Here is a 14,279-nt window from a genome sequence, read left to right on the forward strand (position 1 = left end):
GCGTCCCGGGTGTTGTTCGGCTGAAAGGTTCAGGATTTCGGTTTGCGATAATAGCGGTTCGGCACGAAAGGCATGTCAACGACCTCGGCCGGCAGTTCCTTGCCGCGCACGATGAGGTTCACCTTTGTGCCCGGTGCACCGTAGCTGGCTGCGACATAGCCCATGGCGATCGGTGCACCGACTGTCGGAGCAAAGCCGCCGGAGGTGACGGTGCCGATCGGATTGCCGTCTGCTGAGCGGATCTCGGCGCCCTCGCGGGCAGGTGCACGGCCGTCCAGCTTGAAGCCGACACGCACACGGCCAGGGCCGTCGCTGAGTTCGGACTGAATTCGTTCCGCGCCCGGGAAGCCACCTTCCTCGCGGCGGCGCTTCTGCATGCAGAAGGTGATCGCGCCCTCGACCGGCGACGTGGTCTCGTCAAGGTCATGACCATAAAGGCAGAGGCCGGCTTCAAGGCGCAGGCTGTCGCGAGCGCCAAGGCCGATCGGCTTCACACGCTCGTCGGCGAGCAGGGCACGGGCAATTGCCTCCGCGGCCCCTGCAGGAACGGACATCTCCACTCCATCCTCACCCGTATAGCCGGCGCGGGAGATGTGGCAGGCAATGCCGTCGAATTCCATAAAATCGCCGGACATGAATTCGAGCTCTGCAGCGGCCGGCGCATGGGCAGCAACCGCTTCGACAGCCTTCGGCCCCTGTACGGCGATCAAGGCACGATCGTCGATGATTTCGAGGCGAACGTTATCCGGCAGACCGGCTTCGAGCAGAGGATAGTCGACATGCTTGCGCGAGGCGTTGACCACCAGCAGCAGAACGCCCTCCATTGACGGATCCGCCGGGCGGGTCACCATCAGGTCATCGACGATACCGCCTTCCGAGTTCAGAAGCACCGTGTAGCGCTGCTTGCCGGGCTTGAGCTCGACCATGTTGGACGGACAAAGGGCTTCCAGAGCCCGTGCGGTGGTCCCGTGGTCCGGGCCGACCAGCCTGGCCTGCCCCATGTGGGAGACATCAAAAAGACCGGCGCTGTCGCGGGTGAACTGGTGCTCTGTCATGATGCCGGTCGGATATTGCACCGGCATCTCGTAGCCGGCAAAGGGCACCATACGCGCGCCAAGCTCGACGTGGAGATCGAAAAGGGGTGTCTTTTGAAGGTCGCCTGCGGCGTCCGGTCCGGCCATGAATGGTCCTCGGGTCACGAAGTTGCACGGGAACGCACCACGAGTGGCGCGTCCGTACCCCCTCTGTCCGAGTACCTGAGAGATTTCCCGGTGAAGTTCATGGCTGCCACCATGACCTTCCGGCCGGTTACTCCTTCGGTGAGCCGTCGATCCACATCATGCGGATTGCCGAACTGCTTTCCAGAGCGTTGGTACCAAGCGGTCCTTTTGCCTGAGAGTTTCCGGGGCGGTTGCTCCTTCGGCGCCGGTCTGTTCCACCCGGCCTCTCCCGCTTGGGCTTTCGGAAGACCATGGTCTTCCCGTCGACTCGAAAACGACCCGAGACGACGGCGGGATAATCGACTCGGCGTGCGACCTTGTCAATAAGCCCCGGCAACTAGTCGATCATCCATGGTTATCAGCGTCTTTTGCCTTCATCGTAGCCGAAGACGATCTTCATCGGCTGGTTCTGCGCCACGAGAAACTTGTTCTCGATAACCGTCCAGGCCTCCGAAGGCTGATCCTGTCCAAGGGTCACCGGAACGGCGATGATCTCCGAGTAGACCGGCTTGGCGTCTTCGACATCGGTCGGAATGATGGCCACGCGTACCGGCAGGGCAACTTCGCCCCCGGTCCAGGCCGGACCGGGCGTCACGTCGCCGGCAAGACCGATCTTGATGCGGGTCTGGTCGGTTCCCTCGCGGGAACACTCGCGCGCCCATTCGTCGATCGTCGCCTGATACATCAGATTTTCAGGCGCCTGTTCCTTGCGGCTGGCGTATTTCGAGATCAGATGCGTGCCTGTCATCAGCTGGATCGGCGGGCAGTAGACGTCGGCGGCAAAGGTGTCGGGCGAAACCTGGATCGGGCCCTTGCCACCGGTGTTGACGTTGGCAAACCAGTTCTTCGTCGTCTCGCCGATCCCGGCAGATCCGCCCGACGACAGTTCGTCGGAGCTGCTCATGCAGCCGGTCAGAAGACCGAGACATAGAAGACCGGCAGCAGCCAGTCCCGCACCACGATTGGCAACAGTCTCAACGCCCTTACGCATGTTCCACTCGCATCTTTACCTGTAAGCTTCGGCCGAGGTTCATAGCAGGTCCGATCCTCATTGGCGAGACTGCGGCTGCCCGTATCCGGATCATGACCGGCTTGGACCTTGACAGCACAGCCCTCGAACCCCTTATTGCGGGCAAACGACAGTCCGAAGGACCACGATGACAGCTCCGACCCAGACCAAGCCTTCCCTGACGGTGCAGCTTTGCGCGCCGCGCGGTTTTTGTGCCGGCGTGGATCGAGCGATCCAGATCGTGGAACTCGCGCTGGAGAAATACGGCAAGCCGGTCTATGTCCGCCACGAGATCGTCCACAACAAGTTCGTTGTCGACGGGCTGAAGGCGAAGGGTGCGATCTTCGTCGAGGAGCTCGACGAAATCCCGGCAGACGACCATGAAAGACCGGTGATCTTTTCCGCCCATGGCGTGCCGAAGTCGGTGCCGGAGGATGCGCGCACGCGCAACATGTTCTACCTGGACGCCACCTGCCCGCTTGTTTCGAAGGTGCACAAGGAAGCAGAGATCCACGACAGGCGCGACCGCGAGATCCTGCTCATCGGTCATGAGGGTCATCCTGAAGTCATCGGCACAATGGGACAGCTTCCGGCCGGTACCGTTTCCCTGATCGAAACCGAGGACGACGCGCGCACTTTCGAACCGAAGAGCGACCGTCAGCTGGCCTTCATCACGCAGACAACACTTTCCGTCGATGACACGGCCGGGATCGTGGAAATCCTGCGTCAGCGCTTCCCGGACATCGTTGCCCCGCACAAGGAAGACATCTGCTACGCAACGACAAACCGTCAGGAAGCGGTCAAGGCAGTCGCGCCGCTGGTCGACGCGATGATCGTGGTCGGGGCCCCCAATTCATCCAATTCTCAGCGGCTTCGGGAAGTCGCCGAACGGGCGGGCTGCAAGACCTCGCAACTGATCCAGCGCGCCTCCGATATCGACTGGAGCGCCTTCGAGGGCATTTCCTCCCTCGGGCTGACGGCAGGTGCCTCGGCGCCTGAAACGCTTGTCGAGGAAATCATCAGCGCCTTTTCCGAACGCTACGAAGTGACGGTCGAAACGGTACGCACCGCAGAAGAAACCATCGCCTTCAACCTGCCGCGCGAGCTGCGCGACATGGCGATGCCCTCCGAGACGGCGGCAGAGTAATTCATGGCAGTTTACACGGACGTCGCCGACGACGAGCTCGCAGCCTTCATCGCAGGCTACGACATCGGCCAGCTCCTCTCGTTCAAGGGCATCGCGGAAGGTGTCGAGAACAGCAATTTCCTGCTTCATACCGAGGGCGGATATTTCATCCTGACCCTCTATGAAAAACGCGTCGATCCGAACGATCTGCCGTTCTTCCTCAACCTTATGCAACATCTGGCCGCCAAGGAAATCTCCTGCCCGACACCGGTTGCGGCAAGGGACGGGAAACTGCTCGGCACCCTGGCCGGTCGCCCTGCGGCGATCGTCACGTTCCTCGATGGCATGTGGGTCAAACGTCCGCGGCCCGAGCACTGCGAGGGCCTGGGCGCAGGTATGGCAGCACTGCACCTGGCCGGCAGCGATTTCGACATGGTACGCCCCAATGCCCTGTCCGTTCCCGGTTGGCGACCGCTGTTCGAACAATGCGGCGAACGGTCCGACACCGTGGTTGCGGGCCTGTCTGCCGAGATCGAGAAGGAACTTGCGTTCCTGGAAGGCGCCTGGCCGTCAGACCTTCCGACCGGCGTCATCCATGCCGATCTTTTTCCGGACAACGTCTTCTTTCTTGCAGACAAGCTCTCCGGCCTGATCGACTTCTACTTCGCCTGTACGGATGCCTTCGTCTATGACGTCGCAATCTGCCTGAATGCGTGGTGTTTCGAACCGGACGGATCGTTCAACGTCACCAAGGCACGGGCTTTGCTGAACGGCTACACGAGGGTTCGCCCGCTCAGCGACGCCGAATATGATGCCCTGCCGATCCTGGCGCGTGGTTCGGCTCTGCGCTTCCTGCTGACACGCCTCTACGATTGGCTGAGCGTTCCGGAAGGTGCCCTCGTAACGCCAAAAGATCCGGTCGAGTATCTCAAGAAACTGCGTTTCCATCAGGGTGTTCACACAGTCCAGGCGTACGGGCTCGATCGATGAGCGAAGAAAACCGGGTCACGATCTTTACGGACGGAGCCTGCTCGGGAAATCCCGGGCCGGGCGGCTGGGGAGTGATCCTGCGCTTCGGAGAACACGAGAAGGAATTGTGCGGCGGCGAAGCGGCGACGACCAATAACAGGATGGAGCTAACGGCTGCCATCGAGGCCTTGAATGCGCTCAAGCGTCCCTGCTCCGTCGACCTCTATACCGACAGCACCTACGTTCGCAGCGGCATCAAGGAATGGATGTTCGCCTGGAAGAAGAAGAACTGGAAGACAGCGGCCAACAAGCCGGTGAAGAACGCCGAACTCTGGCAGGCCCTGGACGAGGCCCGCAAGCGCCACGATGTAACGTGGCATTGGGTCAAGGGCCACGCCGGCCATCCGGACAACGAGCGGGCGGATGAGCTGGCCCGCAAGGGCATGGCGCCGTTCAAGCCGGGCTATTCCGCCGACGTCGGGGAATCGTTGTGACGTCCGCCCGACCGGACGAAATGCTCTCACCGGGCCTTGCTGCCGAAGCAAGGACGAAGTCGGTTCTTATCGTCGCGAACCCGACCAGTGGCGGCTATCGGCCAGCCGACCTCGCGGAACTCGTGAAGATCTTGTCGGCAAGCGGATATGACACTCGCTTGCATCTGACGACGCATGCCGGCGAAATCGAGGAGATCGCCGGCGACCGGAACCTCGCAATTGATGTTCTCGCCATCGCAGGAGGGGATGGATCGGTCAACGAAGCCCTGACCGGCTTTCAGAACAACCCGGCGCCCCCGGCCCTGGCGATCATTCCCTGCGGAACGGCGAATGTTCTTGCGCACGAACTGGGTCTTCCCAGGCGTCCGGCCGAAACTGCACGCATGATCCTGGGCCAGCGCACCAGCCCTCTCTCCTTCGGACTGGCCAACGGTCATCCGTTCGTCCTCATGGCGTCGGCAGGATTCGATGCGGAAGTCGTCCACGGCATATCGCTGGCCTTGAAACGCAAGCTTGGCAAGCTCGCCTACGTACTGACCGCTCTCAAGATCGGCCTGACCCGCAAGAGTTCGGACCTTGCGGTCGAAATCGACGACGTGACCTATCACGGCAAACTGGCCGTTGCGACCAACGGCCGGTTTTACGGCGGGCCGTTCGTTGTCAGCCCCGACGCATCGGTCATCGCTCCCGGTCTGCATGTCCTGATCCTGGAAAAGGACGATCCGCTGTCGACGCTCCGCTTCGGGCTGGCACTGGTCCTGGGACGGGTTCACAGGTCGGGCGGCGTGAAGGTGCTCCCGGCAACATCCCTGAGCATTACGTCCGGCCGGCCGGTTGCAGCACAGATCGACGGCGATCCGTTCGGGACAGCGCCGCTGGAAGTATCAGCAGCACGCGAAACCGTCGCCATCGTGGTTCCCTGATCGATCCGCGCCGGTTGAAGGGCCCTAGTAGCCGATCATCTCGTGTTCTTGAAACGCGTCGGTGGGTTTGGGTTTCTTGCCCAGGACATTTGCCAGCACGTCGTTCATTGTCAGCCGGTCATTGTCAAAGCCGCCATGGACCTTGCTGTCCGTCTTTCCCGTGTCCCGCCCGGCGTACCAGAGTTTGTGGTTCTTCGGCAGCTTGAGGGTATTGGCGAAGATCTCCATGCCGAGCAGGGGCTCTCCCCGGCTTTCCTCAAAGGCATTTGAAACGAAATAAAGCAGCGACTTGCCATAGGGCCCGACCGTATCGTCCAGTTCGCGGGTGTCGATCAGATTGTACTGGTAGAGCTTGTCGACAATGCCTTTCTGCGCACCCTTCCCCAGAGCCGGACCATAGGCCTTATCGTAGAACGACAGGGTACAGGCCGGAGCCATGAGACTGAGGCTGGAGACCCCTGTCCCGGACTTGCTCATGCTGCTCCAGGTCTTCAGGCACTCGCCAAGCAGAATGGAACCTGCACTGTGCCCAACGAGATGTACCTTCATGGGCTTGCCACGCTGCGCATTGGCGTCCAGAAGCGCTGCAACCGCAGCGGTGCCACCGGCCTTCTTCGCGAATGCCCGCTCGGCGTCGACCTTCATCTGACGCCACAGCCGTCGCCCGACGCCGCTGGCCGCCTTCTCGATCGTCCAGTCCAGAGCATCGCGTGCGAAGCCGACACGTTCCTCGCTCTTTTTGAAGATGTCGGCGAAGATGTCGCCCAGCTCCTCGGTAAATCCCGTTTCCCACATGAAGTGAACCGGGTAAATCCTGTTGCGCTTGAACACGTCCTTCATCGCCAGCACCCGGCGCGCGGACGCCTTCGCGCTGTTCAGGCCACCATGCGCATAGAGAAGCAGATGGTCATAACTTGGCGCCGGCTTGTTCCCATCGGCGACCAGGAACCTGCCCGTTTCCGCAATGCTGTCGAGATCCGTTGCATAGCGCCCGGTCGTTACCAGGTCACCGTCGTCGATATGGATGAAGTGGCCCAGGATATCATGGCGCCGCGGCACCGGCTTCGCCGCGATCCCGGCTCCGGCCGCAGTGTCCTTGCGCACCGGAATATGGGTCAGGTCGAAGGCCTCAGGGGTCGGCACCGCAAGACGCAGAACCCAGGCGTCGATGATGTTTTCCGCCCAGTCCCTGTAAGACCAGTGCGCAATACCCGGGTTGCCCTGGAACCCGCCCCAGGCAGGACCCCAGGAGTTCTGAATGAGAAAGCCCGTTTCATCGTAGCCGACAATCATGAAGGCATGGCCGCCGGTGTGCAGCTGGGACTTCCTGATGATGCCATCCTTGGGGTTCTGCCAGCCCCGGTGCACATGGGCCGAGACAATGACAACACCAACCTCGTTCAAGGCGGAATGGTAGTCGATGATCTCAGGCCGCAGACGGTAGTAGGCGCCAAGCGCAACATTCCGCGCGTCTTTCGCCTGCTCGACGGTCAGGTGCCATCCGCGTTCACGGGCGTCATAGGGCGCGAGGGCGTCGCTGCAGGCACCGTTATGGAAGAAGCCCTTCAGCGAGCCGCGAATGCTGGAGCCGTCATAGGCCTCGCCCGGCCATTCGTCGTGCAGCTTGGCCATCTCGTAGAGCATGCGCGGACTGACCGCGGCAGCATCGGGTGGAAGCCCTTGCCGGCGGCAGCGGATGTGTCTGAGATTGTTGATGGCGCCAGCTAGGGCGAAGCCGGTACAGGCGCCCTCCTGGCCCTGGTCGAGGACGATGTTGATCGCGGGGTCCGGCGGCTTGCGCGACACATCAAGGTCGAGCAAGGCAGGTTCATACATGCGGTCGCGGATGTCGGGCAGGTCCGGATGGACGTTGAGAATTCGTTCGCTGTCGCCGCCGCTCATGCTCGGGCGCGGATCGCTCGCAACGGACTTCCCGTTCTTCGTCTTGGCCATGAGCTCGTCCTCCCGTCCCGCAACCAGATGAATGCTTCCTTTAGTTGTATAAAATCCGGCAACTCCCGTCAAAGAGGTCACGATACCGGAGAGGACAAGCGCACCGATCGGACGTCGCGTCTTCCTGGAAAACGAGAGTATCCCTGCACCCTGCACGTGCCGGCACGACACAAATGGCGGCAGCCCTTCCGGACCGCCACCGATTGAAGTCAACAGTTCAGGGTTGTGACTGGATTTACGTCAGGCCGGTTCGTTTTCGGCGAGTGACGTACGCAGGATCTTGGTGGCATCGTCGGCGGTAACTGCCTGGCCGAAGTAGAAGCCTTGCGCATACTCGCAGCCGAGCTGATGCAGTTCCATCGCATCCGCCTCGTTCTCGGCTCCCTCAGCTACCACGGACATGCCCAGGTCATGCCCCATGGCAACGATGGACCGCAGCAGCACAGGGCGCGCTGCCTGGCCGTTCGCCTTGACGAAAGACTGATCGATCTTGATCGTATCGAATGGGAAACGCTGCAGATAGGACAGGGACGAATGGCCCGTGCCGAAATCGTCCAGCGACAGGCCCGCACCCATCGCCTTCAGCCGTTCCAGGACCTTTGCCGAGAACTCCGGATTGGACATGACGAGGGATTCCGTCAGCTCCAGCTTCAGGGTCCCCGGCGCCAGCGAGGAGCGGGACAGGATCGCCTTCACCTCGTTGATAAGGTCATGCTTGAGGAGCTGGCGCGACGACATGTTGATGCTGGCAAACAGCGGTACCCGGGTCTGGAATTCGCGCTGCCAGAAAGCGAGCTGCTGCGCGCCTTTTTCCAGCATGTAGGTTCCCAGGTCATTGATCAGGCCAGACTGTTCCGCGATCGGGATGAATTCTGACGGCGAAATCTTGCCACGCTTGGGATGCGTCCAGCGCGCCAGCACTTCAAATCCGGCCACCGACTGGTCTTCGAGACGAACGATCGGCTGGAAGAAAACCCCCAGGGTCTCCTTCTTGATCGCTTCCCGCAGGTCCGTTTCCATATCGACGATATTCTTGCCGAGCGGCCTGAGGATCGGACGATAGACTTCCTGCCGGTCACCACCCAGCCGCTTGGCATGGTTCAGCGCGATCTCGGCATTGGTCATAAGATCCTGAAGTTCCTGCTTATCGCCCTCATAGAGCGCGATACCGACCGAACAGGTGAGGAAGATTTCGCGGTCGCCGAAGGTGATCGGAGCGCGAACCGCCTTTCGCAGGCTGTCGGCCAGCGTGACGATCTTGTCCGGCTCCTGCTCGGACAGAAGTACCAGCCCGTATTGGTCGCCATTGACGCGTGACAGCGCGTCCTGCTGTCCGACCAGGCGGCTGAGACGCCGCGCAACGGTCAGCAGAATACTGTCGCCGGCGGACAGGCCGATACTATCGTTGACCTGCTTGAAGCGATCGAGATTGATCACCAGGACGGTCGGCTTCAGCTTTCCGTCAGCACGGGTATGCGCGAGAGCCGAGCGCAGCCGGTCCATAAAGAGTTCGCGGTTCGGAAGGCCTGTCAGATTGTCGTGGACCGCATCATGAAGCAGGCGCTCTTCGGCTGTCCGTTCCTCCGTGATGTCCAGCAATGTTCCAACGCAGCGAATGACCTCGCCGTCCGAGCCAACAATCGGACGTGCGCGCAGGCGGAACCAGCGGAAGTGGCCATCTTCGGACCGCAGACGGAAATTCTGCTGGATGCGGCCCCGGCGCTGATCGATCACGGCGTCGAGGGTCGCGCGGAACCGGTCGCGGTCCTGGGGGTGAAGAACTTCCAGCCAATCACGGGCAGCTCCGTCGAGCGTGCCATGCCTCAAGCCGAGAAGGTCCTCGACCTCGTTGCCAGTGAAGATCCGGTCGCGGTCGACATCCCAGTCCCAGATGATGTCGCCGGAGCCTGTGAGAGCCAGAGCGCGGCGTTCCACGTCGGAGATCAGGCCCTGGGCGATCGCACCGCCGGCAAAGGCGTGTTGCATGACGGTGAAACCGATCAGGAGAACGATCAGCACCAGGCCGCCGCCGAGCGCCGGTTGCACGATGTCGTTGGCGATGGAGCCGGTCACGGTCAGCGCAGCGCCCGTGAGCCAGACGATCAGCAGGAACCATGTCGGGATCAGCATGATCGCCCTGTCATAGCCCTGAACGGCGAGGACGATGATGGTGGCGAAGCCGAAGACGCCGATAATGCCGAGGGACAGACGCGCGATACCGGCGGCAACGGACGGATCCCAGACCGCGACGCCAAGCAGACCAAGCAACAGGACAAGGGTTGTCAGAGCCAGATGGCTGTAGTGGATGTTCCAGCGATTGAGGTTCAGATAGGCGTAGAGGAAGATGATCAGGCTGGCCGCCAGCATCACTTCCGCGCAGGCACGATAGAGCTGGTCGTCGCCCTGGGTCAGGTTGAAGACCCTGCTGAAGAAGCCAAAGTCGATGCACAGGTAGGCGAGCACGGCCCAGGCAAGCGATGCGGTCGCCGGAAACATGACCGTTCCCTTGACCACGAAGAGAATTGTCAGGAACAGCGCCAGCAGGCCGGAAATGCCCAGGATGATGCCACGGTAGAGCGTGTAGGCGTTGATCGTCTCCTTGTAGACGTCAGGTTCCCACAGGCGGAATTGGGGCAGCTCTGGGGTTGTCAGTTCCGCGACGAAGGTCACGATCGCGCCGGGATCCAACGTAATCAGGAACACGTCGGCTTCCAGGCTTTTGACCCTTTCCGGCGCAAAGCCCTGGCTCGGAGTGATCGATGTGATGCGCGAGGAGCCGAGATCCGGCCAGAACATGCGCGAGCCCACCAGCTGGAAGAAGGGCGCTACGAGAAGACGGTCGATCTGCTCGTCGCTGGTATTTGCAAGCGCGAAGACCGCCCAGTCGGAATTTTCACCGCTGCGGGAGCCCACCTCGATGCGCCGGACGATGCCGTCTGCGCCGGGGGCGGTCGATACCTGGATCCGCGGCCCGGTTCCGGCATGGATCTCGATGGCCTGCGTCAGGTCGAGCGCATCGACATCCAGCGGAACCTGGATCGGTTCTATGGCGTAGGCCCGTCCGCCGAGCGCCAGGCAGATGACTGCAGCCAGGACGACAGCGAGGCTTTTCAGGGCGCTTCCGAGCTGTTCCGGTATCACTTTCGACATGGGGCGAAGAAGTACCGGGTTGCGTTGCATGTCACAAGATTTCTTTCAACTTGCCCCCGTATGAAAGCGGGAGTCCGGACCGGGCCATGGCGTGATCTTCTGCCAAACAGGCAAACAATATGTGATCCTGCCACATGCCGTTGATCAATAGATAATTTCTGGCATAGCCCTCTCGCCGAAACCCGGCTTTTTCAAGGAGGCGGATCGAAGGCTCGTTGGTCGGCAGGCAAGCAGCTTCAACCCGATGCAGTCCGAGCGTGTTAAAGCAGAACGGCAAGATCGCGTGAACGGCGGCCGACATGTGCCCTTTTCCTGCATGCGCAGTCCCCATCCAGTAGCCGAGCGTCACGCATTGACTGACACCACGTCGAATATTCGACAGCGTCAGTCCACCCAGTATCTTGCTGCTTTTCGCGTCAAAAAGGAGGAAGGGAATGCTCCGGCCATCCTTTTTTTCCTGGGCATATCGGCGAAGACGACGGCGAAAACCCGCCTTGGTCAGGTCGTCTGCCGGCCAGATCGGCTCCCAAGGGCGCAGGAACTCGTGGCTCGCCGCCCGAAGCGCAGCCCATTCGCGAAAATCGGCCATGACCGGGGGACGCAGGATGTGGCGATCCGTTTCGATACGCGGATCTGGATCGGAGGACAGAGCCGGGCGCAAAAGGGACATGGCTCTGCCTCGCCTCCCGTCCTACATGCCAGCGGCCTGGAGAGCCGGTTCCGACAGGCGATCGGTCAGGTCCTGAACGCTCATGATGCCGTCAACCGGCCCGACGGCCGTCAGCGTCGGCTTTGACCCGATGAAGGTTTCCCGGGCAACCCGGCGAATGTCTTCCGTCGTCACGGCCTCGACCTTCTGCGAGACCTCTTCCATGCTCAGGACGCGGCCGTGGATAAGGATTTGCCGTGCAATCTGCCCCGCCCGTGCGGCCGGGCTTTCCATGGCCATCATCAGGCCCGCACGGATCTGCGCGCGTGAGCGTGCCACTTCCTCGTCGGTAATGGTGTTCCCGGCTGCGTTCAGCTCATCAACGATGACCGGCATCAGCGCGGCGATATCTTCCTCGCTGGTGGCCGCATGCAGTCCGAAAAGACCGGTGTCGGAGAAGGCCCAGTGGAACGAGTAGATGGCATAGCACAGGCCACGTTTTTCACGGATTTCCTGAAACAGGCGCGACGACATGCCCCCGCCGAGCACCGAGGCAAGGATCTGGATCGCGTAATAATCCTTGGACTTGTAGGGCCTGCCTTCGAACCCGATCAGGATCTGCGCTTCCATGAGCTGCTTTGAAAGCCGGGCTTCGCCTCCGCGGTAGGTTCCAGGCGCTTCCTTCATGGCCGCCTGCCCGTTCACCTTGGTGAACTTTTCCTCCGCCAGCTTCACGAGTTCGTCGTGGTCAACCGCACCGGCGGCGGCAAGCACCATGTCCGGACCGCGGTAGCGCTCCTGCAAATAGCTGTTCAGTGCATCGCGGGAAAAGCCCTGCACGGTCTCGGGCGTTCCGAGGATGGGCCGCCCTAGCGGCTGGTCGGGCCAGGCTGCCGACTGGAACAGGTCGAAGGCCTGGTCCTCCGGAGAATCGTGGGCGGCACCGATCTCCTGCAGGATCACGTGTTGCTCGCGCACCAGCTCTTCACTGTCGAAGGTCGAATTCTGCAGAATATCCGCGAGCAGATCGACCGCGAGCGGCAGGTCCTCGGCGAGAATACGGGCGTAGTAGTTGGTATGCTCGATGCTGGTCGAGGCGTTCAGCTCGCCCCCGACGGCTTCGATCTGCTCGGCAATCTCCCGGGCGTTGCGGGTCAGTGTGCCCTTGAACGCCATGTGCTCCAGCAGGTGCGTAATGCCGTTCTGGTCGCTCTTTTCGGCACGCGAGCCGGTGCGAACCCACACCCCAAGCGCCACTGTTTTCAGGTGAGGCATCTGATCGGTGACGACCGTCATGCCGTTGGCGAGGGTGGTGGTCCGTACCTGCATGATCAGACCTCGCTCTTCACGGCGCGGGCATGGTCCTCGATATGAACCTCGACCGCCCCCTGTTCGGCCGCAAGGACCGTCTGTCGTTCCTCGGCGCTCATCATCGGCTGCAGCTCGGGCGGCAACTCCGGCCGAACACCACACGCCGCCTCGACAGCATCCGGGAACTTCGCCGGGTGGGCCGTTCCGAGAATGATCATGGGAGCGGCGCCGTCATCGTGCGCCTTGGCAACGTGCACGCCAATGGCGGTATGCGGGTCGAGCAGGTAGCCGCTCGACTTCAGAACCTCGTCGACGGTCTGAGCCGTTTCGTCCTGGTCACAGCGCCCGGCGGCGAAGTTCTCGCGGATCTCGGCAAGAGCATCGGCTTCGATTGTGAAGCTGCCGGACTGCTTGAGCTGGTCCATCATGCGGCGGACGGCTGCACCGTCGCGCTTGCTGACCTCGGAGAGAAGACGCTCGAAGTTGGACGAGATCTGGATGTCCATCGACGGTGCAGTCGTCGCCGTGACACCGCGCATCTCGTAGCGGCCGGTCTCCAGCGTGCGAGCGAGGATGTCGTTGACGTTGGTTGCAACCACCAGCTTCTCGACCGGCAAGCCCATCTTCATGGCCGCATAGCCGGCGAAGATATCGCCGAAATTGCCCGTCGGAACGGTGAAGGACACCTTGCGATGAGGCGCACCGACTGCAACGCCCGAGACGAAGTAGTAGACGATCTGGGCCAGAATTCGCGCCCAGTTGATCGAATTGACGCCTGAAAGGCCGACCCGGTCGCGGAACGGGAAGTTGTTGAACATGCCCTTCACGATGGCCTGGCAATCGTCGAAGTTGCCCTTCAGTGCGAGCGCATGAACATTGGCTTCGCTCGGGGTCGTCATCTGGCGGCGTTGAACCGGAGACACGCGGCCCTCCGGAAACAGGATGAAGACGTCGGTGCGCTCGCGGCCGCGGAACGCCTCGATTGCCGCCCCGCCCGTATCACCGGAAGTCGCCCCCACGATGGTGGCGCGCAGGCCACGCTTGGTCAGGACGTGATCCATCAAGCGGCCGAGCAGCTGCATGGCGACGTCCTTGAACGCAAGGGTCGGCCCGTGGAACAGCTCCAGCACGAACTGGTTCGGCGCGATCTGAACGAGCGGTGTGACGGCGTCGTGACGGAAGCCGGCATAGGCCTCGCGAATCATGGCCCTCAGTTCATCGTCCGAGATCTCTCCGTCAACGAAGGGCTGAATGACTTCGAAGGCGACGTCCGAATAGGGCTTTCCGGCAAAGGACGCGATCTTCTGAGCGTCGAATGTCGGCCACGTTTCAGGAAGATAGAGGCCACCATCGCGCGCCAACCCCTGCAGAAGAACCTCGGAAAACCCGAGAACAGGTGCCTCGCCGCGCGTACTGAAGTATTTCACCGCCCCAATGCCTCCAAACAGTATTCTTCTTGCCGGCCCGCGCATCGC

General features: G+C 61.6%; 11 protein-coding genes and 1 riboswitch. Of the genes, 4 read left to right on the forward strand and 7 right to left on the reverse strand.

Features of this window, described 5'->3' with window-relative positions; translation table 11 throughout:
* Nucleotides 1-29: 29 nt before the first annotated feature.
* Both gcvT and ACN0SY_RS06195 read right to left on the reverse strand, forming a co-directional pair.
* Nucleotides 30-1,181, reverse strand: coding sequence for a glycine cleavage system aminomethyltransferase GcvT (gene gcvT / locus ACN0SY_RS06190; protein ID WP_417685418.1), 1,152 nt, complete (start codon nucleotides 1,179-1,181; stop codon nucleotides 30-32).
* A 189-nt stretch (nucleotides 1,182-1,370) separates the two neighbouring features.
* A riboswitch (glycine riboswitch) is annotated at nucleotides 1,371-1,462 on the reverse strand.
* Between the two features lie 116 nt (nucleotides 1,463-1,578).
* A complete protein-coding gene (locus tag ACN0SY_RS06195) occupies nucleotides 1,579-2,211 on the reverse strand; it encodes a hypothetical protein (protein ID WP_417685420.1) in 633 nt (210 codons plus the stop codon).
* A 166-nt stretch (nucleotides 2,212-2,377) separates the two neighbouring features.
* Here ACN0SY_RS06195 and ispH point away from each other — a divergent pair, with 166 nt between their 5' ends.
* Genes ispH through ACN0SY_RS06215 form a run of 4 tightly spaced genes read left to right on the forward strand, consistent with a single transcriptional unit; the run spans nucleotide 2,378 to nucleotide 5,741 of the window.
* A complete protein-coding gene (gene ispH, locus ACN0SY_RS06200; RefSeq protein WP_417685422.1) occupies nucleotides 2,378-3,376 on the forward strand; it encodes a 4-hydroxy-3-methylbut-2-enyl diphosphate reductase in 999 nt (332 codons plus the stop codon).
* A 3-nt stretch (nucleotides 3,377-3,379) separates the two neighbouring features.
* Nucleotides 3,380-4,345: a homoserine kinase gene (locus ACN0SY_RS06205; RefSeq protein ID WP_417685424.1), complete on the forward strand. Its 966-nt coding sequence runs from the start codon at nucleotides 3,380-3,382 to the stop codon at nucleotides 4,343-4,345.
* Nucleotides 4,342-4,818 (forward strand): ribonuclease HI, encoded by a 477-nt coding sequence (gene rnhA, locus ACN0SY_RS06210; protein ID WP_417685426.1) that lies wholly within the window; start codon nucleotides 4,342-4,344, stop codon nucleotides 4,816-4,818. The genes ACN0SY_RS06205 and rnhA overlap by 4 nt, the downstream gene beginning before the upstream one ends.
* A complete protein-coding gene (locus ACN0SY_RS06215) occupies nucleotides 4,815-5,741 on the forward strand; it encodes a diacylglycerol/lipid kinase family protein (protein ID WP_417685428.1) in 927 nt (308 codons plus the stop codon). Before rnhA ends, ACN0SY_RS06215 begins: the two co-directional genes overlap by 4 nt.
* Nucleotides 5,742-5,765: 24 nt before the next feature.
* Here the strand turns inward: ACN0SY_RS06215 and ACN0SY_RS06220 are convergent, their stop codons facing one another.
* The 5 genes from ACN0SY_RS06220 to thrC form a co-directional block, all read right to left on the reverse strand.
* Nucleotides 5,766-7,694 (reverse strand): C1 family peptidase, encoded by a 1,929-nt coding sequence (locus ACN0SY_RS06220; protein WP_417685430.1) that lies wholly within the window; start codon nucleotides 7,692-7,694, stop codon nucleotides 5,766-5,768.
* A gap of 240 nt (nucleotides 7,695-7,934) precedes the next feature.
* Nucleotides 7,935-10,844 (reverse strand): EAL domain-containing protein, encoded by a 2,910-nt coding sequence (locus ACN0SY_RS06225; protein WP_417685897.1) that lies wholly within the window; start codon nucleotides 10,842-10,844, stop codon nucleotides 7,935-7,937.
* 31 nt (nucleotides 10,845-10,875) lie between these two features.
* The gene (locus ACN0SY_RS06230) at nucleotides 10,876-11,514 is read right to left on the reverse strand and encodes a GNAT family N-acetyltransferase (RefSeq protein WP_417685432.1); all 639 of its coding nucleotides are present in this window, start codon (nucleotides 11,512-11,514) and stop codon (nucleotides 10,876-10,878) included.
* Between the two features lie 21 nt (nucleotides 11,515-11,535).
* Complete coding sequence (locus ACN0SY_RS06235) at nucleotides 11,536-12,822, reverse strand: M16 family metallopeptidase (protein ID WP_417685434.1); 1,287 nt, start codon at nucleotides 12,820-12,822, stop codon at nucleotides 11,536-11,538.
* 2 nt (nucleotides 12,823-12,824) lie between these two features.
* Nucleotides 12,825-14,231 carry a threonine synthase gene (thrC, locus tag ACN0SY_RS06240; RefSeq protein ID WP_417685436.1) on the reverse strand — a complete coding sequence of 469 codons (1,407 nt, stop codon included), beginning with the start codon at nucleotides 14,229-14,231 and terminating at the stop codon, nucleotides 12,825-12,827.
* Nucleotides 14,232-14,279 lie beyond the last annotated feature (48 nt).

The organism is Roseibium sp., assembly GCF_048261595.1.
Classification (GTDB): Bacteria; Pseudomonadota; Alphaproteobacteria; order Rhizobiales; family Stappiaceae; genus Roseibium.